General features: G+C 68.5%; 11 protein-coding genes and 1 pseudogene. 3 read left to right on the top strand and 9 right to left on the bottom strand.

Going from position 1 to position 20936, the window contains the following annotated elements; genetic code table 11:
• The first annotated feature begins 1270 nt into the window (after positions 1-1270).
• Positions 1271-2182 carry an aminoglycoside phosphotransferase family protein gene (locus ACZ51D_RS42315; protein ID WP_465625653.1) on the top strand — a complete coding sequence of 304 codons (912 nt, stop codon included), beginning with the start codon at positions 1271-1273 and terminating at the stop codon, positions 2180-2182.
• 752 nt (positions 2183-2934) lie between these two features.
• On the opposite strand, the gene ACZ51D_RS42310 is transcribed toward ACZ51D_RS42315, so the two are convergent.
• From ACZ51D_RS42310 to ACZ51D_RS42290, 5 genes are all read right to left on the bottom strand, one after another.
• Positions 2935-4266: a hypothetical protein gene (locus ACZ51D_RS42310; RefSeq protein ID WP_465665643.1), complete on the bottom strand. Its 1332-nt coding sequence runs from the start codon at positions 4264-4266 to the stop codon at positions 2935-2937.
• 364 nt (positions 4267-4630) lie between these two features.
• Positions 4631-4963 (bottom strand): helix-turn-helix domain-containing protein, encoded by a 333-nt coding sequence (locus tag ACZ51D_RS42305; protein WP_465665641.1) that lies wholly within the window; start codon positions 4961-4963, stop codon positions 4631-4633.
• Between the two features lie 108 nt (positions 4964-5071).
• Positions 5072-6130, bottom strand: coding sequence for a tyrosine-type recombinase/integrase (locus ACZ51D_RS42300; RefSeq protein ID WP_465665639.1), 1059 nt, complete (start codon positions 6128-6130; stop codon positions 5072-5074).
• Positions 6131-6203: 73 nt separating this feature from the next.
• A complete protein-coding gene (locus tag ACZ51D_RS42295; protein WP_465665637.1) occupies positions 6204-6677 on the bottom strand; it encodes an ATP-binding protein in 474 nt (157 codons plus the stop codon).
• Between the two features lie 148 nt (positions 6678-6825).
• Positions 6826-8430 (bottom strand): Mu transposase C-terminal domain-containing protein, encoded by a 1605-nt coding sequence (locus ACZ51D_RS42290; protein WP_465665645.1) that lies wholly within the window; start codon positions 8428-8430, stop codon positions 6826-6828.
• A gap of 419 nt (positions 8431-8849) precedes the next feature.
• Here ACZ51D_RS42290 and ACZ51D_RS42285 point away from each other — a divergent pair, with 419 nt between their 5' ends.
• Positions 8850-9596: a DUF6193 family natural product biosynthesis protein gene (locus ACZ51D_RS42285; protein WP_465665635.1), complete on the top strand. Its 747-nt coding sequence runs from the start codon at positions 8850-8852 to the stop codon at positions 9594-9596.
• Here ACZ51D_RS42285 and ACZ51D_RS42280 read toward each other — a convergent pair.
• From ACZ51D_RS42280 to ACZ51D_RS42265, 4 genes are all read right to left on the bottom strand, one after another.
• Complete coding sequence (locus tag ACZ51D_RS42280; protein WP_465665633.1) at positions 9591-10565, bottom strand: transposase; 975 nt, start codon at positions 10563-10565, stop codon at positions 9591-9593. The two genes, ACZ51D_RS42285 and ACZ51D_RS42280, sit on opposite strands and share 6 nt — an antisense overlap.
• Positions 10566-10585: 20 nt before the next feature.
• Entirely contained in the window at positions 10586-10969 is a 384-nt protein-coding gene (locus tag ACZ51D_RS42275; RefSeq protein WP_465626867.1) for a transposase, read from the bottom strand.
• 666 nt (positions 10970-11635) lie between these two features.
• Complete coding sequence (locus tag ACZ51D_RS42270) at positions 11636-11971, bottom strand: hypothetical protein (protein WP_465665631.1); 336 nt, start codon at positions 11969-11971, stop codon at positions 11636-11638.
• A 10-nt stretch (positions 11972-11981) separates the two neighbouring features.
• Entirely contained in the window at positions 11982-19181 is a 7200-nt protein-coding gene (locus ACZ51D_RS42265; RefSeq protein ID WP_465665629.1) for an RHS repeat-associated core domain-containing protein, read from the bottom strand.
• Positions 19182-19554: 373 nt separating this feature from the next.
• On the opposite strand from ACZ51D_RS42265, the pseudogene ACZ51D_RS42260 reads away from it, so the two are divergent.
• Positions 19555-20936: pseudogene (locus ACZ51D_RS42260) on the top strand (hypothetical protein); the annotation flags it as partial.

The following is a 20936-nucleotide window of genomic DNA, read 5'->3' as shown; positions in this document are numbered from 1 at the left end:
CTGACGGCGTCACCGTGCGTGGCGTCCCCGAGGCTGCGCCTCGGGGCCCGGCTGCGCCGGGCGGGTGGCTTGGGCCATTCGCCTGCGGCGAATTCACGGGGAGGCTTTGGCCCCTGACGGGGCAGCAACTGAGGGGGCCTACGGCCCGGGGCGCGTTGACGATATGACGAGAATTTCGGGTACAAGGCCCCTCCCCCGGGGCCGTCCCCACCGTTGACGATGTGACGCAAAATTCCTGTAGCACCCCTCCTCTCCCTACGGTCGGGCGGCGTTGACGATGTGACGCGAATTTCCGGTACAAGGCCTCCCCCGACGGGGAGGGGGGCACCCGGCCGAGCGCCCGTTGACGATATGGCGTAAATCCCCGTTGCAGCGTCTCAACCGGGGACCGGAGGGCCCCTGGCGGGTCCTCCATCGCCAGGGGCCCTCCGGCAGCCCCGTGCCGGGGCTGCCCCGGGCAGCCATCCCCAGGCCTGGCGCCCCGTGCCGGGGCGAGGCGGGGGACTGGGGCACCGAAGATGCAAGAGCTGGCACCGACCCGGCCCCCGCACCACCCCCGGAATCCGGCCTGAGAACTCCCCGGAAAACAGCCACCGAACCGTCACACCCCACCCCGTCAAAAAGCCCCGGACAGGGGGCAGCACTGGGCGCAGCGCGGGCCGCTGAAACGCATGGAATGTCACCGACCCCCGGCCCCTGATGTCACCGCGCAGACAAACGGAGAAGAGGCCAGAAGTACACCACCGGCCGTCCCTGGAACTCCGGTCATAAACCCACCGCCAAGCACTCTGAATCTCGCCGCCTAATGTCACAACAACCACCAAACCGCTACCCGCTCCTACCGGCCAAAATTACCATCACGGCGCCCTCTCGAACCCTGCGGCCCAACACGACGAGAACAACCAGAACAGCACCGGAAAACAGAGCGGGCCTTCGCAGTGGTCGGGGCCTGACGGCCCCTCGAAAGGGACGGTGGTGTCGCCTACGCGCCGCCGGAAAAGGGCGGGCCAGTATTCGGTGCGGGGCCTGGCGGCCCCGGCACCGAGGTCGTCCCGGCGGCGCCTGCAGCGCCCCGGGCAGGTGCCGGCCAGACCCGCGGCGCGGGTACGGCCGGGGCGACGCGGGCGCGCCGAGGTGGCGCAGCACAGGCCGAGCGGGGCCAGGCGCAGCCTGACCGCCGAGGGGTCTCCCGAGGCAGCATCGGGTGGGTTTTACTCGTGTGGAGCAATGTCTGTCTGCTCACACTAGAGCCTGAACAAGGGGGTACCTGTTGAACGATGTTCCAGATCTTGGGCCCATTCCCCAGCGGGTCGCCGTCAGTGCCGAACAGGCAGGGCGGCTCGTGGCCGAACAGTTCCCACAATGGGCCGCGTTACCTGTGACGGCTGTGGAGAACGGCGGCTGGGACAACCGGACCTTCCGCTTGGGCGACAACATGTTGCTGCGCCTGCCCAGCGCGCAGGAGTACGCCCTGGCCGTGGACAAGGAGCACCGTTGGCTACCCGAGCTGGCACCCGCTCTCCCCCTACCGATCCCGGTGCCGCTGGCGAAGGGAAGTCCTGGTGCGACCTACCCGTTCGCGTGGTCGGTCTATCGGTGGATCGACGGCACACCCGCGACATTCGAGTCAGTCGCCGATCCGATCCGCTTCGCCGAGGACCTGGCCGACTTCGTCGCCGCGTTGCAGCGCATCGATGCCTCGCAAGGGCCACAACCCGGCAAGCACAACTGGTTCCGTGGAGCGACGCTGCGGACCTACGAGACGCAGGCGCTCGGTGCGCTGGACGAGCTGCGCGGCCACATCGACGTCGCGCCGGCACACGAGGTGTGGACTCAGGCGCTCGAAGCGCAGTGGGACGGGACCGACGTCTGGTTCCATGGCGACCTTGCCAAGGGAAACCTCCTCCTTGAGGACGGACAGCTCGCCGCCGTCATCGACTTCGGTACGTGTGGCGTGGGGGACCCCGCTTGCGACCTCGCGATCGCGTGGACCCTGCTCTCGGCCGACGGCCGCGACGTGTTCCGGAAACGGCTGCGCGTCGACGATGCGACCTGGGCGCGCGGACGCGGCTGGGCACTGTGGAAGACGCTCGTCTCGTGCGCCAACAGCCTGGGCCAGGACGGCGCCGACGCCCGTGACGCGCGACGCGTGCTCTCGGAGATCCTCACTGATCGAGGCTGAGGGGGCGTAGGGGCGCGTGGACCCGGTGGGTCCACGCGATTACGCCCAAGCGACCCAAGCGACCGGACGGCCGGGGCAGCGGCCCACACCACGGCCAGCGGAACCCAGCCAGAGCACAGCGCGACGGCGACCAGGACGATGGCGAGGACAGCGGCCACGCGCCCAGGCGCCACTCGATGACACGCGCGAGGTGCCTGCCCGTCACGGCCACAGCACGCCGCCCGATGCCGGGGCGCAGCGGGGCCAGACCAAATCCGGACCGAGCGCAGCAAGGATCCTTCAAAGCGAACATCGGCACTTCACCCTAGGGTCTTCTGATGCGGATTCAGATGATTACCGTGAATGGATCCCGCTCCTTTTCCATAAATTCTCTTGGTTGGCCTTTTCTGGCGTTCCGGCCGGTTCGGTGGTGGGGGCGGGGCTCTAGTTGGGTCTCGGCGAGGCGGTGTGCACTGACAGTAACTACCTGGCGGAGGCTGCCGCCTGCCTGGTCCCGCGTGGCGGCTGGGCAAAATGGTCTAGCCAAATCGGCGATCAAGGCCATTTTGGCGTCTCGCGGTGGATCAGGTCACGGGCGTGCATGCTGGTAGCGCTCGGCACATAGACGCCAATGCGGGCCGCCCGGCGTGCCCTCGCCGCCTTGCCACGCTCTCGGCGGTGGATGGCGCAGCAGGAGGATGCCGGGGCCTGGCGGCCCCTGTGTGCGGGGTGTGGGGCTTGGCCGGTGCGCAGGCGATGCGGCCGGCGTGGGGTTACGAGCCGTGGAGCGGGTGGGCGGGGTTCAGGTAGGGGATGACGCCGGAGTAGGACATGCCGAGTGCCGCGGTCAGCAGTTCGATGTCGAGTTGGTTGGCGAGGGTCAGCAGACGGGTGGAGCGCAGGATGCGCGGGAGCAGGCCGACGGGGGTGAGGCTGTCGCGGATGTGGGCGGCGCCGGCGGGGGCGCGGGTGGTGGCGGTGAGGCGGGTGGTGAGGATGTGGGGATTGGCCGATCCGGTGCGGGCGCGGTGGTCCCGGCAGCGCTGAAGGGCGTGCCAGGTCGCGATGTCGAGTGGGGTGGGTGCCGGGCGGCCGGGGAAGTGCAGCGTGCGGCGGACGGTGTCCACAGCGGCGTCGGTCAGGTGGCGCAGTTCGGTGGTGGTGGCGGCGTGGAGGAGGGCGGCAAGGCCGATGAGGGCTTCGTGCGGGCAGGTGTCCGGGTTGGTGGTCCATCGCCGGTAGAGGGCGCGCTGATGGTCGAGGGTGAGGATAGGGCCGCGGAACCCGCGGTGCTGCGGGGCGTCCAGCGGTGCCGTGGGGTCGTGGAGGATCGGACCGGCGCGGCGGGCGTGGGCGAAGAACTGGCACAGTCCGGCAAGCCACGCGGCACGGCGGCACGGGTTACGGGCCAGGAACGCCTCCACCTCGTGGGTACCGACGCTCGCCCAGGTGGTGGTGCCCTGGCCGTGCACATGCAGGGCGAAGTCGCGGACGGTGGTCAGGCGTACCTCGATGGTCCGAAGCTGCTTGGGGCGCAGGCCGTGCTTGATGGCGTGGGCGCGCTGGGCCAGGAGGTGGTCGACGAAGGCCCGGGCAGCGGGGCGCAGCGGGGCGGGGGTGGCGTCGAGGCGGCGCTGGCGGCGGGCTGCGGCGCGCAGGTCCTCGGTGTCGGTTTCGGGGGTGGGTGGGAGGTGGCCGTGGGTGGTGAAGAAGTCGGTGAGGGCTTGGGCGATTTGGGGGTCGTGGTCGTGTGCGCGGGCGAGGAGCACAACGGGGGTGGGGGCCGGGGTGTGTTGGAGGAGTCGGGCGGTGCGGGCGATGACGTCGCCGGCGTATACGGGGTTGCGGTGGGTGGCGAGATGGTCGCCGAGGTCCTGCCACCACGGCGGGGTGTCGGGGAGGCGGCGGGCCCAGCCCTGAGCGCGGGCGGTCACGGTCCAGGCCGAACGCTGGTAGCAGACCTTGCACAAGCCCTTGATCCACTGGCCGGGCCGTCCGCAGGCCTCGCACGAAGGTGGTGGCGCGGCGGTGCCGGGGTCGCGGGTGCGGCAGGGGCGGCAGTGCTGGGAGGCGGCGTCCAGGATCCGGCGCCGGCCGCAGCGCACGCACGGACCCCGTCCCGGGCCTTGGGCGGCGCGGCGCTCACACGCGGCGCAGCGCTCGGCGCTTGCGCGCCGTGTCCCTGTGCAGCCCGGGCAGGTCCTGGAGCACCAGGCGCAGCGGCCGCTGTCCGGACGCAGCCATCGCACGACGTAGCAGCCGGGGCAGTGGCCCTGTACCGCGCCGGGAACACGGGCGGGCATGGATTACACCTCCTGATGCGGGTGCTCTGTCAGGGAGGTCTGGGTGGCCTCGGACGGTCGGTGTCAGAGCGGCAGAAGCCTCGGATTGGGCGGGCTGTGGCCGACGGCCCGTGAGAGGGCAAGCCACCGGCCGGGGCGGTGAAGGGCGGCCAGGTCGGGGGGTGGTTCACAGGGGCGGGAGAGAACGGTGCGGTGTTCCTGCTGGCCACGTCTGTGCGGAGCAGCGTGGTTCGGTGGGCAGCGCGGGCGCAACCAGCGTGGTTCGTTCCAGGAGCGGCGGAAGCGGGCCGGGCGGCTCGGTGCCTGGGAAGGTGAGGAGGTCGCCGGGTGCGCAGTCGAGGGCGGTGCACAGCGCGGTCAGGGTGGACAGCTTCACCTGCGCCGGCTGCTTCGTGAACAGTGCGGACACCGACGCTGCCGACAGCTCCAGGTGGGCGAGTTCGGCGAGCAGGCAGCGCAGTTGGGTGGCGGTCCACACGCCCCGCTCGGCGGCCGCCATCCGCAGCCTCCAGCGGACACCGGGAGGCGGTTCAGTGGGAGTGTCCGCGGAACGTGGCCTATCCGGGGAAGGGGTGGCGGGGTTGGTCATCGGGGTTCCTCCATCTGGTCAGCCGGCCAGGTCCGCGACGGCAGCGTCGGTGGCGCGCTGCCAGGCGTCCTCGACGAAACGGGCGGAGGGCTTGACGTAGGCCATCGTGGAGGCGATGTGCCGGTGACCCAGGAGGTGCTGCACCGCGATCAGGCCCATCCCCCGCTCGTACTGGTGCGTCGCGCACGCCCGGCGCAGCATGTGCGGGGTGAACCGCTCCCCCACCGGCCGGTCCTCGAAGTCGAGGAGACGGGCCAGGCGGTCGCGGACCGCCTCCGGCTTCAGCGGCGCGCCGCTGGGGTCCGGGAACAGGACGCGGGTGTCGGGGAACAGCGGCCGCGCATCCGCCACGTACCAGGCGAGAACCTGGTCGAGTCCGTCCAACATCGGCGTCCACCTCGGACGCGGGCCGGAGGTGTTCGCGGCCTTCCCGAACCGCACGTGCAACCTGCCCGACGGTCCCTGCCCCGGGTGGACATCACAGCACTCCAGACGCACCACCTCGCCGACGCGCAGCGCCGCCATGTACAGGGTGCGCAGCAGCGCGTAGTCCCTGGCCGCGGCGCGGTAGTCCGCGGCACAGGCGACCCGGTCACGGGCGAAGGCGAAGAACGCGGCCACACGCTCGACCGTGGGCGGGACCCCCACCAAGGGTGAGCCGTCTGCGGTGTGCCGGGCGCGGTTGAACCGGTCCACCGGGCTGCCCACCCGGATCCCGAACCGCGCATAGATGTCCGTCTGGTGGCGCTCGCGCAGGAATTCCAGAAAGGAGCGCAGCGCCTGCACATACAACCGGCGGGTCCCGGGGGCCCGCCCCTGGGTGGTCAGGTGCCTGACCATCGCATCGACGTCCTCGGGACCGATCTCCCACACCGGCCGGTCGAAGCGGGCCATCACCCGCGCGAGGAGCGAGGTGGAGGAACGGATCGTCGACGGCGCGAACCCGCGTACCACCCACGTTGCCCGGAACGCCAGGGCACACGTGTCCTGGAATGCCCACGGATCCGCGTCGGCCAGCGGGCCGGTACCCGGATCCACGACGCCGCCGTTGATCAGACACAGATGACGCCCCACCACCGGTTTCCAGCTCCTGCCCCTCGTGGACGCTCATTCAGGCAGCACCTGAAAGCTACTGGCACCACCAGACGGATCAACGAGCGGCCGAAGGAAACGCAACGCCACCGGCGAACCGACCCCGCGTCCCACACCACTCCCTCGACATCCACTGCGCCTCGTCGCAGACCAGCACGTGGAAGCCGCGGGCCAGGGCGTCCTTGAGGACGGCGTCGAACTCGATCGGCCGCGCGGGCGGATCGCCGGGCAGGCCGAGCGCGCGGAACAGTTCGTGGCGGATGTCGCGCGGGGTGGGCCGGGCCCGGAAGGCGATCCGGTAGGAGTTGTGCGGTGCGAGCAGGCGCAGCGAGGCGTTGACCGACAGGGACTTGCCGTTGCCGGCCGTGCCGGTGATGCACATCATCGCGCGGGCTTCGAGGGTGGCGGCGATGTTGTCCCGGGCGGTGCGCAGCGTCTCGGTGGCGACGGTGCAGGCGCCTTCCAGGTGCAGGTAGTGGTCGGTGCGCTCGGGCGGCAGCATGCCGGGACGGACGACGGGCGCAGTGGTCACGGTGGCGGGCTCCTTGTCGGCTGGGGAGATGGGAACGGGCAGGCAGAGGGCCGGTGGAGCGGGTGAGAACGCCAGCCGAGGCGGTGGGCCAGGCGAGAGGTGTCCTGTTGGCGGGATCTGGGACCGGGTTGTGGCCGCAGCAGGTGGTTCAGGCTGGCGGGGCCAGGTCTGGGCGGCTGTCATTGGCGCTCTCGGGTTCGGCGGGCGAGGTGGCGCGGGGCAGGACCCAGCCGTCCGGGACCGGGGCGTGCGGGAGCAGCCCGGGCAGGGCCAGCGCCTGGAGGTCCCGTCCGTCGGCTGCCGCGAGCTCGGCCGCGGCCTGTGCCGCGGTCAGCGTCTGGAGTGGCTCTGGGGTTCGGGGGGTGGTGACAGCCGCGTACCGTTCGGTGCGGAGCTTTTCGGCGGCGGTCAGGGCCTTCTTCAGCCGGCGCTGCTCGGCCGATCTGGTGCGGCGTACGGCGGCCCGTTGCTCGTCGGTGGCCGCGTCGGCCAGGTGAGCGGCGCCCAGGCGGGCGCCGGTGACCGCGTCGATGACCTCGACCTCGTGGGTGTGGTGGGGCAGGAACCGGATGCGGACCTTGGCCCCGTCACCGGCCAGGCCCTGCATCCAGTCGCCAACGTAGTAGCGGCCCCGCCAGTACACGCCGCTGCTGGTGAGCGTGCGGGCATGGCCGTCGTCCTCCAGCGTGAACGCCCACAGCTGCCCCCGTTTCGGGTCCTCGATCGGGGTGGGGTCCTGAAGCCACGCCTGCAGCGGAGTGCGGCCGGCCAGGGCCGGCGAGGTGTGCTCGGTGTTCCACCAGTTGACCCAGTCCAGCAGCAGTTCCACGAACGCGGTGAACGTCAGCGGCGCTGTCTTGTCCTTGGCCCGGTCGCGGCGGCGGACGGAAGGTGTGGGGGCGTGCGTGTAGCGGGGCAGAGAGGCGAAGAGCATCCGCTCCGCGCACCGGTTGAGGTTCTCGACCGTGCCTTTCAGGTGCGGGCTGTAGGCGGGCAGGTCGTGCACGGGGACGGCGAACGCACCCAGCGCGGAGGTGACGGTGCGGGAGAGGAAGTCCTTGCCACGGTCGATGCGCACCAGGGCCGGCAGGCCGCCGATCGGCCCGTAAGGGCCGTCTGCCTCGTCGCGGGAGATCGCGGTGCGCAGCGCTGCCAGGATCGCGTCCCGGGACGGGGTGTGCGGGGTGATGGCGGCGCCGGTGACGGCGTTCGTGGCGCAGTCGATGAACCAGGTCACCCACGGGCACACCAGCTCGCCGTGCAGGTCGACCTCGACCGGGACGTGTTTGTGATCGCCCTCCCAGCAGGCGTTGCGCCACTGACGGGGCCGGCGCAGGTGCACGTCGTGGCCGCGCCGGGCCCCCTCCCCGCCGGTCAGGGCCGCGCGCTGGCCGGGGTTGAGGTCACGGCGGATCGCCCGGTGCAGCGTCGCCAGCGACGGCACCGCCACCGGCACGGCCTCGCACGCGTCGCACTCCTCCTCCGCGTCGGCGGCTTCGGCCACGGCACGGGCCTCGGCCAGCAGTTCACGGTGCACCGCGGCCGCGTTCCCGCACCACAGAACGAGCCGGGCATGCAGCTGCGGGGTGACCGTGAAACGCTCCCGCTGCCTCGCACCGGTCCGCCCCTCGGCACGAGCCGCGGCCAGCCAGCGCCACACCGTGCGCAGCGACACCCCCACCGCGTCCGCGACCAGCCGCACATGGCCGGTCGCCAGCTCACCGCGCGCCTCCAGGGCCAGCAGCCGGTCCACGGCCTGCTGGCGCGCGAGCGTCACCGGAACCACCGGCCCCGCGTCGGCTGGTCCGTCCTCCTCCGGCACGAGCACCACCTCCACTCCTGGGCGCCGCGACAACCCGTGCCCCTGCGCACAGGCTTCCTGGATCCAGGAAGCCTGACTCTGCGCGTCGGTGACAGCGCAATCGGCATTCCGCTGACACCAGAGCGGGGTGTGCGGTAGGGGCATCACTGCGAAACAGCGGCGGGCAGTTCCTGCGGGTCGGCGGGAAGGGGCTGGGCCAGGCCGATCCAAGCGTTCTCGTCGACCTCGGTACGACGGCACCGGACCCTCCAGCTCCCGGCGGGCAAGGCAACGAGGGCTTGATCGGGCAGGTCGCGTCCCAAATACTCCACGCCAAGGTCGGCACGGTTGTTCACCGGCAGACTGGGGCCATGACCTCCTCTTCGGCGAGCCTTGTTCCCGACCCCGCGCCCCACCTCCGACCGGAGACCGACGGCAGCCTCGCGGACACGTTGTGCCGCACAGCCGCCCAGCTCGGCCTCTCCCTCCCCATGCCGCAGGACGAGTGGGAGCGTAAGGCGGAGTTCAGCAACGACGGCCGGCGCGTGGTCGTGCTCCTCCTACGCGATGAACGCGGCTACTGGGTGCGCTGCCACAAGCAAGGCGCTTGGCTCGCGAGCGGAGTGACTGCGGAGCTGATCGCCGTGGTCAGGGCCGCGGCCGCCTGGATGGGCGGTGCGGACCTCGAACAGACCCGGGAAGTCGCCCCGTTCATCAAGTTCGGGGACTGGGCCCTCGTCCACGAACGCGAGCCGCTCGACGCAGTCGAACTGGCTTGGTGTCACAAGCTCGACTCCCTGCGCCTGTCGCCGTGGGATCGCACTCCCCGCAACCTCGCGCTCGTGGAGACGGCTTACGCCCAGCCGGAACTGCGTCGGCTGACACCGGTCACCAGCCACTTCATGCTCTGGTTCTCCACACGCTCCCATTTCCCGTATGCCCGGGTCGGGTATTCGATCGACCCACACCCTGACGGGCGATACGTCGTACGAGACAAGGGGAACGTCGTCGCACACACCACGAGCCCCGAGGAAGCCGTTGCCCTCGTGGTGGCCGCACTACCCAAAGACACCGGCACGGAAGATTTCAAGTCCAGTGAGACGGTCGTGACGCTATGAGGTTTGTGGTGCGGGTTCCCTGCGCTTGGCCGGGTCGTTGATCCACGCCGTCTTTGGGATCTCGGGTGGTCTGGGGCGGCGGCCGAAGCGCTCGGCGTGCCGTGCATAGGCCTCGACGAGGGTGACGGCCCGCTGGTCGCGGATCTCATCGGCGGTTCCGAAGTGGACGCTGGCGGGCGTGTGGAGTCCGATGCCCGAGTGCCGGTGCTCGTGGTTGTAGTACGAGATGAAGGTGTCGAACCATTCGCGGGCGTGGGCCAGGGAGTCGAACCGCTCGGGATAGTCGGACATGTACTTGGTGGTCTTGAACTGGGCCTCGCTGTACGGGTTGTCGTTGGAGACCTTGGGGCGCGAGTGACTTCTGGTGACCCCGAGGTCGATCAGCAGCTGGGAGACTTTCTTGCTGGTCATCGAGGTGCCGCGGTCGGCGTGCACGGTCTCGGGGATCAACTCTTCCGCCCGCTCGGCGGATTCGGCCGCCTCGACGGTGTGGCCGACGATGTAGCGGCTGAAGATGTCAAGGATGACGTAGGCGTGGTACCAGATTCCCTTGCTGGGGCCGGCTGCCATGGTGATGTCCCACGTGAACACCTGCGAAGGCGCGGTGGCAACCAGCTCGGGCACTGTTCTGGCCGGGTGGGTGGCCTGGCGGCGGCGCTCACCCGACTGCCCCCGCTCACGCAGGATCCGGTACATCGTGGAGACCGAGCAGTGGTAGCGCCCGGTATCCAGCTCGCGGGCCCAGATCTGTGCGGGCGGCAGCTCGGCGTACTCGGGGCTGTTCATCAACTCCAGTACCGCATCACGTTCTTCGGTCGAAAGGGCCGACGGTTGGACCTGGGGCTGTCGTGGCCCGCGCGCGGGCAGCGGCTGCAGCCTGCGGTAGTGGGTGGCCCGGGAGCGGCCGGTCAGCCGGCACGCGGCCGTGATGCCCAGTTCGTGTTCGACGCCGGCGAACGCCTCGTCCACGACCGGGTCGGCGGCGTGCCTCAGTCCGCGCCCTCGGAGATCATTTCCAAGAGCGCCGACGCTTTTCCCAGGACCTCCAGTGCGGCCTTGTTCCGGGCCAGTTCCTTCTCCAGCCGTTCCACCTGCCGACGCAGTTTCTCGTTCTCGACCTCGGCGGCGGACTTCTTCGTGCGGGCCGGGCTCGTGCGGCGGTCGGCCAGGTTCTCCAGGGCCCCGGCATCGCGCGCGGCCCGCCACTCGGTGACGTGCGAGTGGTACAGGCGCTCGCGGCGCAGGACCGCGCCCTTCTCGCCCTCGGGCGCGGCGTCGTACTCGGCCACGATCCGCAGCTTGTACTCGGGGCTGAACGTGCGGCGCTTCGGCCTGGGCGCCGGGTCGGCAGCGGACGAATTGGTGCTGGTCATCAGGGGTGGAACTCCTACTCGGGCCCTCTCAGGCTAACCCGACAAAGCGGGATGCCTCACCCAAGGCTGGCAGAGAGGGTACCGGCCCACTGACCAGGGCGCACCGCGGGCCGACCGTGGCTGCTGTCGCGCCCGAGGGCACACAGCACCACCAGAACCAAGCCGGCCGATCCATAGGGAACCGCATCAGGATGTCACTGGACGACGTCTGCTGGTGTCACCACACATCCGCACCTCAATGACACCTGGTCTTCCCCCACCCCCATACGCCACCGTCATGCAGGGCCAGTGACACCGACTGATCGCCCAGTGACAACAAACCGCAGATTCGCACAAGCCATCGACACCCTCAGCAACGCCCTCCGCCACCCCGCAGAAGACATGCCCCAGCCCGACGACGGCGACGATCCGCCACTTTGTGCAGCACCCGTCCGCTGACGTTGCCGTCAACTACTGCCGTCAAGACGCCCAGAAGCCCCGCCGGAATTCATCCGGCGGGGCTTCCCGCATTTCACTGCCGAATCATTTTAGGATTCATACAGCGAGCTGTAGGCCGCATACATTTTGGCCAATTCAAGCGAATTGTCTCGCACCTCCATGAAATCGGCCAGCAGCGAGAACAGGCAATCCACAGCCCGGCGTTCTTGATCCTGATCTAGGAGTGAGTCAAGAGCCTTCTTGTCGTGCGCGAATGAACTCCTCCAAGAGGTTGATCAGCTCATCGATCAGCTCGCTGTGCTTCCCGTCCGGAATCTCGGCAAGATTCCAGTTCTGTGCAGCGATCTCCGGCATCCCGGCCGCCGCCACTGTGTAGAACCACCGAAGGTTGGACTCCTCACCAAGTACCCGTTGCGCTACCCACTCTCGAAACCCCCGCAACGGCACGCCGTCGAGCGCTGCGTTGAATCCATCAACGAATGCCACCGCCGACAGGAACCGCTCGTCGGGTAGAAATGTCAGTCGACGATGGCGGAGATTGAAGCAAACCTCTTCCAGTTCCATCCCACTCTCCTCAGGGAACAGCTGTGAAACTTAGATACTGAGCGTTCATATTCTTGGGACTGAAGTCCCACTGAGCCCTGAACTGTTGCATCGGCATGCCGCCCGATCCAGTGAAAGCGTCATACACTACACCGTCCTTTTCAACGACATAGTGTTCATACCAGGCGCCAGTAGGGTCGTTCGTCGACGGGCCCAATGGCACATTCCCATAACCTTCATCGGCGGTCATGTGGAGGATGGTCCCGCCGATCTTTTTCTGAATGAGTTTGGCGCAAGCCAGACAGTTTCGAACGGTAGGCACCGGCCAGCCGTTCTTCCCCAAGGAACACGCCAACGAGTCATTGTGGACCAGGACCGGCGTGGTACCTGCCAGCACATAGTACGTGTGGTGGACGTCGACGGTGAGGTTGAATCGATCGGCAAGCCCAGGTTCCGGAGCTAGGCTGGCTATCAGTGCCGTCGCCCTGTCGGGCGTTGACACTTGATGGCCGGGTACGAGCTGTCCTGCTGGCGTCCAGGTGTGGGTTGTGTTGTCCCAGAAGGGGTGGTTCGCGGTGGTGTGGAGAATGGCCTGCTTTCCCTGAGCGTCCGAGACCGTGACGTCGAGGAGATCTTCGTCGTGGTTGATCCACAACGCGCGGACCGTGTCGCTGCCGGCTGGGGCTCCGGTTGTCGGGTCGCCGGTCTGGACTTCATCGCCCGGCGTGATGGTCGCAATGTCCTTGGTGCTTCCATCGCTGAGCAGGACCTGGGTATCCGGGGAGAAGCTGCAGCGGCCAAGCGCGCCCGCAAGGGCGCCAACGTTCCCGCCGATAGCAGCCGTGGAACCGCCGGCTATCTCGCTGAGGATCAGCTTCTGCGTGTTCTGACAGTCTTCAACGCATTGAGCGACCGCCCCCGCTTCTGCCCCTACCAGCACGAGGCATCCCAAGCCGGCAGTTTCGGCGCAGAGGGCCGCACCGACTATCTCGACAAACAGACCCGCGAACTGGCTGGCCGTGCCCTTGGCGCCCTCCCATAGCTCCTTGAGGGTGAGGTCGCCGAGGATCATGTGCCTGAAGCGTTCCTCGAGGGCGTTGTAGGCGTGCGTTCCGGGGACGTTCCAGTTTTCCGGATCCTCCCCCTTGACCATTTCGATGGCTTCTCTGAAGTTGTCCAGACGCTTCTTCGGGATCCTGCTCAGAACGTCGGTCGATACCGTCCCCTTGGGAGTCGGGATCGCGGGGGGTGGTGTGACCGTCTTGATGTCAACGTCCCAGACTCCGTGATCGGAGGTCCAGGTTTCCTGGATGGTCTGGCCGCCCGGTGCCCGGCACGTCGCCATTCCGCCGCATGTGCCGTCAGGGCGCAGACCGGATGGGTCTGCGAGGTTGACGGGGTCGTTGTTGCTGTAGGCGTAGGCGTTCCACTGTTGTGGGGCCGTGAGGTCGATGATGGGGTCGGGGTTGAGGAAGCGGCCGGTGGTGGGTTGGTATTCGCGGGCGCCGAGGTTGGTGAGGCCGGTTGCGTCGTCCTTGGTTCCGCCGACGAAGCCGTGGTCGCCGGCCCAGGTGGTGGGCTGGTTTCCGCGGGGGTTGCCGAAGGGGTCACTCAGGCGTCGGGTCTCGGTCAGCGTGGTGCCGTCGATGGCGAGGGTGCCGGTGCCGTGGTGGTCGGCGATCTGGTAGGTCGACTTGCCGCCTTGGCGAACCAGGGTGGTGCCGCCGGGGATCTGGTAGTAGCGGACGCCGGTGACGGTGTTGGTATTGGTGTCGTAGACCAGTTCATCGCTGCCGAGCGTGATGGTGGTCTTGCCGGGGTCTCGGCGGATGAGCTGGTTGCCGGCCGCGTCGTAGAGGTAGGTGGTCGGCCCGGCGCTCCCGGTCTTGTTGAAGGAGCTGAGCTTGTTTTCGCCGTCCCAGGTGAGGTTCGTGGTGCCGGAGACGTCCGTGATGGACGTGGTGTTGCCGGTGGCGTCGTACTGGAAGTTGGCCGAGCGGGCCCCGCTCGGGGAGGTGGTGGTGGTGCCGGTCAGGGCGTGTGGGCCGCCGGTTCCGCCGCCGGTGTTGGGGGCTGTGGTCGGGGTGTTGACGGTCCCGGTGGCCGGGAAGGTCTGGTTGGTGGTGGTGTCCTTTGTGGTGTCACCGGACGGGTCGTGCTGGACGAGCTGGGTGCGGTTGCCGGTGAGGCCGTAGCCGTAGCTCTGCCAGTACGCGGCGGGGCCACCGACCGTGGTCCTCGCTGGCGCCTGAACACCGCTGGTCGGCGTGGCGTTGGCGCAGGCGCCGATGCCTCCGACGGTGGGCTGCGGGGCTTGGGTGAGCGCGCCGGTGTCCGACCAGGCACTGGTCAGACGGCCGAGGTAGTCGTACCCGAAGCACTGCAGGTCGGTGGACGACGGGGTGTTGTCCGGGATGTTTTGGATCGCTGTGAGCCGCCCTGCCGTGTTGTAGGCGTAGGTGAGCTGCTGGACGGCACCGGTTACGGCGGTCTGCTTGTCGACGAACTGCGACAGCTGGCGGCCGGTTGATTCGTCGTAGGTGTTGGTGACGACGATCTGGGTGCCCCACGGGTTGACGGTGGAGCGGATGTTGCGGCCGTAGGCGTCCCAGTCGGAGGACAGGTCGTAGGTGTCGCCGCCGTACGCGCCGTAGGTGCTCAGCGGGCCGTTGTTGTCGTAGGCGTAGTGGATCGCCTCCTCGGCGATGTCGCCGACGGCCGAACGGTCGTCGTCGGTCAGCGCGCCGGTGATGGGGTCGTAGATGGCCTGGTAGGTGTAGGTGAACGGCGTGGTGCCCTGGCCGATTTCAGTGCCGGGGATCGTGGTCGTGGTCTTGGTCGGGTGGTAGGCAGTGTCGTACGCCAGCACGGAGCTGGTGTAGGTGATGCCGGAGGCCCCGTTCAGGAAACGGGTGGACGTGGCAGGCTTGCCCTTGACGACGGTGTCGTAGGTGAAGCCCGTCAGTTGGTGGTCCGGGCTGACCGCTCCGGAGTAAGTGCCCGTCGTGCGGCCGAGCAGGTCGTAGGTGTAGGAGGTGGTCCGGTTGCGCGCGTCCGTGACCGAGGCCAGCCGACTGTCGGCGTCATAGGTCTTGGTCGTGGTGCCGGTGTCCGGGTCGGACGCGGTGATCTCCCGACCGCGCTGGTCATAACCGTGAGTCCAGGTGTTGCCTGCGGCGTCCTTCTGTGTGACCAGATGCCCGTCGACCGTGTAGGTGTAGGACGTCACGTCCGCGTCCGCCGGGTTCCCGGTCGCGGTCGCGGTCTTGTACTGCCAGAGCTGAACGTTGTGGCCTCGCGCATCGGTGACCGCCGAGGTCGGTGTGGCGCCAGCGGGCGGCGTGACATCGGTCCGGTCGACGCCGGGGTAGGAGGTCGTAGTCGTGGACTGGACCACGCCGTAAGCGACGAACTGCTTGGTCACCGGACGGCCGAGACCGTCGTAGACGTTGTAGCCCTGGGCCGGGACCTCTTGGGTCCTGGTCACGTACGGCGTGGTGCTGGGCGCGGCATTGTCGTTGTACCAAGGGCTGTTGGCCCGGGTGACGCGCCCCTGCGAGTCGTACACCGTGTCGGTGATCAGCCGTCCCTTGTACGCGGAGAGCGCCGGGGTCCCCTGGGACTGAACGGTCCGCCCCTCACCGTCCATGATGTCGATCTTCACGGCGTAGGCGCCGTTGGGGAGCAGGTCGGAGGTGGTCACCGTCGGGGGCACCGCACTGCCATTGACCACGCCCGGAAGCGTGTACGCGAACGTCTTGTTCGCGCTCGTCGCGGTGTCCTGGCCGGGCAGCCACACACTGGTCAGTCGACCGATTGTGTCGTAGGCCTCGGTGGTCGTGCGGCCGTTGGGGTCAGTTGCCGTCAGCGGAAGCGAACGAGCGGTGTTGTACGTGGTGGTGGTGACCCGGCCAGTGGCCGCGTCGTTCGCGCCGGCCGGCGCCGGGCTAGTGACGGTGACTGCGTTGGGTAGCTCACCAGTGTTCGTCGCTGCGTAGGCGGTGGTGACGGTCGCACCGCCTGGGTGTGCACTGTCGGTGACGTTGGGGTCGGTCGCGCTTGTAATGCGGCCGTAGGCGTCGTACGTCGCGTTGGCCGCACTGAACTGTGGTACCCCGGCGGAGTCGAAGTGGTCGAGGGTCAGCGTGCCGGTGGCGTCCTGCGTCGTTCCTATCTGGCCGAAGACCTGGCCGTCGTACAGGGTCCGTTTCCAGGAGAGGGTGTTGGCGGCCGTGGGGGTCGCGGTGCAGGCGTTAGCTCCGGCGACCGCCATCGACTCGGATGACACCTGAAGGATTTGCTGGTCCGGTCCGGTGGCGTAGCCGGTGCGGGTGCAGACGTCCGGCAGGCCGTCGGCGCTGTCGAGCGAGGTGACAGTGCGGTTGCCGTGCGAGGGGTCGGTCGTCGTGATGCTGCTGTTGGTCTGCCAGGTCCCGTCGGCCTTGGCCGACTTGGTCGTGCGTACGATGGTGGTCGTCGCGTACTGGGCGAGGAGTGCGGGTAGGTTCTTGCCCTGGCTGTGGGTGGCGGTGGTGACCGGGCCTCCGCTGAAAGAGCTCACCGTGTAATTGGCGATCTTCCCAGCCGTGTCGGCGCTGGTGTAGGTGTCGTCCTCCCGGCTCTGGCCGGAGAGCCAGTCGGAGTCAGTCGCCTGTCCTCCCGCCGGGCCGGCGACCTGGACGCTTCGGGTGGTGCCGTTCGCCAGTAGATCGCCGTCCATACCCTGGTAGAAGGTGGTCGACTTCTTCGCTTGGGGTCCGTCGTTGCCGCTGCCGGAAACATCGGTGACGGAGGCGTAGCCGCGGAACTGGTCCCAGGTACGGGCCGTGTCGTCGGTCGACGCGGAGTTGTTTCGGCGCCACGCCGCTTTGCCGTAACTGTAGTTTGTCACCATCGGGACGGATCCTGGCGTGCCCGGGTTCAGCGTGATGCTGGTGACCGGGTACTTGAGGAACCAGTCGTCCAGGGGTGCCGCGCCGCCGATGGAGCCTGGCGGGCTCCACTTGACGTTGTAGCAGGAGAGCGTGTCGCTGTCCGCCGAGGCGGGCATGATGTTGTTCACCCGTGAACATCCGGCGGAGGCGTAGTTGACCCCGATGGTGGCGCCGGTCTCCGTGGTGATCAGCTGGATGCGGGGCCGGTTGTAGGCCGGCGGGGCGGGTACCAAGTTGGTGCCGTCCACGCGGTTGGGCAGCAGCTGGGCGGTGAATGACACCGGCGGTAGTGTGATCGGTCCCCCGCTGGCCTGGGAGTCCTGGCCGGTGCGCTGGACGGAACCGAGCCACGGGACCTGGGTGTTCTCGGTGGCGTTCTGCACGTTGATGAACGTGTGGTTCAGCGCATACGAGTCCACGGTCTGGTAGGTGCCGTTGATCCGGACCTGGGTGGCGATGGACGCCAGCCACTTGGTGGTCCAGAACGTCGGCCCGTAGTTGGTGCACGGGCTGGTCGCGTCGCACTGCTGGTCCAGAGGCACGTCCGGCCAGTTCGCCGCGTTGGCCGTGGTGCGTTGCGAGGGGTCGCAGGCCTCCGCGGAGGTGGTGCACCGCTCGGAGGTGTTGAAAACGATCTTCGCGGCGGGGCTGTAGGCGCCGTTGCTGTTCAGCTGGTCCGTCAGGCGCTGGCCGTAGCCGATCGAGGAGGGCACACCCTCACGGGTGTAGGCGGTGCGGGTGCCGTTCCCCCGGTTCTGGCCGCCACCGCGGGCGTAGTAGTTCGTCTCGGGCGTGTAGGTGTAGGTGGTCAGGTTGCCGTGCGGGTCGACGACGAAGTCGAGGTTCCACCGCCATGCGGTCTGGCACCACGAGCCCTTGCCCTTGGCCGGGTCGTAGCACGGGTCCCCGCTGTTGGGCGAGTAGGCCGGTACCGTCCAGGCCGAGCCGCTGTCCGCGCCGAGCGTGGTCGGGTTGCCGTTCGTGTCCGGCAGGTGGTTCAGACCGAAGTAGTAGACGATGCCGCTGGTGTCGGTGACCTTGATGTAGGAGCCGTTCCAGGTGCCGTTGGTCGCACCGGTCAGGAACTGCACCTTGGTTCCGTCATCGCCCTTGATCCGCCAGGTACAGCTGGACTGTTCCATGGAGGCGGGGGCACCGGACTGGCAGGAGGCGTCGTCCGGTACCAGCTGTCCCGAGTGGCTGCCCAGGGACAGCACCAGGTTCGCCCCGGTCCAGCACTGGTCACCGGAACCTGCGATGCCGTCCAGCGAACAGGGCTTGAACGATCGCTCCACGAAGCCCGGGCTGTAGTCCCAGCCGTCACCGACCCAGGTGGCCTGGGAGTTCGTCGACGAGGTCTTGCCGTCCACCGAGGACGAATCGTAGGAAAGCGCCAGCTTCGGTGCGGTTCCGCCGAGCGTTGCCGGCACCTGGATCGGGTAGTCGTAGGTGAAGGCCCCTGAGGAACCGCCGGCCGTCCACGCCTGCGATGGGTCCAGTTTGGTCGCCGAGTAGGTTCCGGCTCCACTCGATGCACCCGACACCACGCCGACCGTCGTGGAGGTGGTGGTGGAGTCCGCGTACACCGCCCGGGCCGCCCCAGCGGCGGCGTCGACGGTGGTCTTGGTCGCCGGGGTCGGCGTACCCGTGGCGATGCCTGTGCCGGTCAGCGGGACGTCGGCGACGAGCTTCTTCGTCGACGGGTCGTAGTGCGATTCGAGCGGCGTCTGCTTCTGGCAGTCCGTTGCCTGCGGCGTTGTCGTCGCGCAGCCGGGTAGGACCACCAGGTGGGCCCGGGTCGCCCAGTTCGCGCCGAACGCGGCATCGAGGCTCGACGCGTCGACTCCCAGGCGCACGGGGGCGTCGTCGCCCGCGCCGGGACGGGTGAGGGTCACCGCGACACCGGGGATTCCCGCGGACGCCGAGGTCTTGGTGTCGGCGACGTCGACCTGGATCGTCTGGCCGGCTGCCGACGAACCTGCGAGCGGCGCGACCGTGATCGGCAGTCCCGCGGCCCTCGCTTCTTCACCGGCCTGCGGCTTGTCACCCTCGCCGAGAGAGTGAACCTCGGGCGCGGACCCGAGCTTCACCGTCGCGTGTCCGCCTGGGACCGGCTTCGGATCCTTCGGTGGTGTCCAGGTAGGCGGTACCGGGTGTTCCGGCTTCACGGCTGGTACGGGTGCGGCGTTCCGGCCCGAGACCGAAGGTGTCTTGGGCAGGGCCGTGTTCGGCGGCGACCATTTGCGCGAGTAGTCTGGCTTGTCCGCCGCGGCCGCCATCGGCAGGGGTGCCAGCATGGACCCGAGGACGGCGGCTGTCGTCACTGCCGCGAGTCGCCCGCGTAGTCTCCCCCTCCTGCCCCTTTTGTGCCCGAATTCTGATCGTTGCTTGAATGACACGCTTTCACATCCCCCAAAACAGGTCGGGCCCCCCGAATACGGGGGTCGATCCCTATATCTGAACCGCCGGATGCTAGCGGACGTCGATGACGGACAGTCAAGGCCCGGTGACTGGTGAGACTTCTCACGGTGGTCTACGAACCGGCCGTTTTCACTGCAAGCCGGACCTTCGTCGTCGAATTGAACTGGCTGATGTCCGACCCGCCCCATACGGTGCCCTTGACCTGCGCCTACGCAGGTCTTCTCGTGCTCGTGGGGGGAGAGTCCCGTTTTGAACAGAAAGCGCCGCCGCAACGGTGCGTCAGTGAGTGCCTTGACAGTGACAGCCGTTCTGGCACTCACGAGCGGTCTTCCTGGGTTCAGTGCCCATGCCGCCACTGCGCCGACGGTTCCGTCGCAGGCCATGATCGACGCCGCCACCGCGAAGCACCTGCAGGAACGCCCTCCAGCCAACGCCGCTGAGAAGGCCATCGCCGAGGCCAAGGCCACGCAGAAGAACGTCCCGATCGACTCGCTCACCACCGAGTTCAGTGAGACTGTGGCGACCTCGGAGGGACGCCTCGCCCTCACCAGCCACCAGGAGCAGCAGCGCGTGCGCCGTGGTGGGGCTTGGCTGGGGCTGGACGCCACGCTTGTGGCCAACCGGGACGGGACGTTCTCTCCCAAGGCTGCTGCGGGGCAGCTGGTGCTGTCCAAGGGTGGCAGTGGGCCGCTCGCGACCATGATCAGCGCGGATGGCAAGAAGCTGGCGCTGTCCGCCCCGTTCGTGCTTCCCGCGCCTACGGTCAGTGGTGACAGCGTGGTCTATCCGTCTGTCGCTCCCGACATCGACCTGAAGGTCACCGCCACCAAGCTCGGCGGTCTGACCACCGTCCTGGTAGTCAAGACGCAGGCTGCGGCTGCCAACCCCGTGTTGAAGAATTTGCACTTCGGCACCAGCACCGACGGCGTCACGGTCAATGCCGATGCGCACGGCAACATCACCGCGGCCGGCACCGACGGGAAACCCCGCTGGATCGCCCGCACCCCGCAGATGTGGGACAGCACCACCACACCCCCTGTGGGCACGTCCGCGCCCGCGGTCAAGGCAGCCCTGACGCTCACCACGTCCACCAGTGACACCCCCACACCTGCTCCCGCTGCGACGGACTCGGACAAGGGTGCCGTCACTGGTACCGACGCCGGTCCCGGGACCGGCTCCAAGGTGGCCACCATGCCGGTCACGGCGGGCACCGCCGGCATCGATCTGACGCCCGACCAGGACCTGTTGGCTCACGGCACCGCGCCGTACTACATCGACCCCGCCTTCCTGCCGTGGACCCAGGGAGGAAACTCCTGGACCTGGGTCCAGTCGGCCCACGACGGGTCGAACAACTGGCTGCGGCAGGGCAGTGCGGACGCCGACCATCCCGGTGTCGGTGTCTGCGGCTACTACGCCCACGGCGGCAGCTGCTCCCCCGCCGACAAGGAGCGCAGCTTCTACCAGTTCGACATCAGCGCGCTCAACGGGGCGATCGTCCACTACGCGACGATGAACATGCAGGAGTACGCCTCCGCTGACTGGTCCTGCACCAACAAGTACCCGCTCAACCTGTATGTCACCGGGGCGATCGGCAACGGCACGACGTGGTCCAACCAGCCCGCGCAGGTGGG

The sequence above is a fragment of the Kitasatospora sp. NPDC033851 genome, assembly GCF_055576085.1.
Note: the sequence above shows the minus strand (reverse complement) of the source record. Positions and strands in the feature narration are given on the sequence as shown.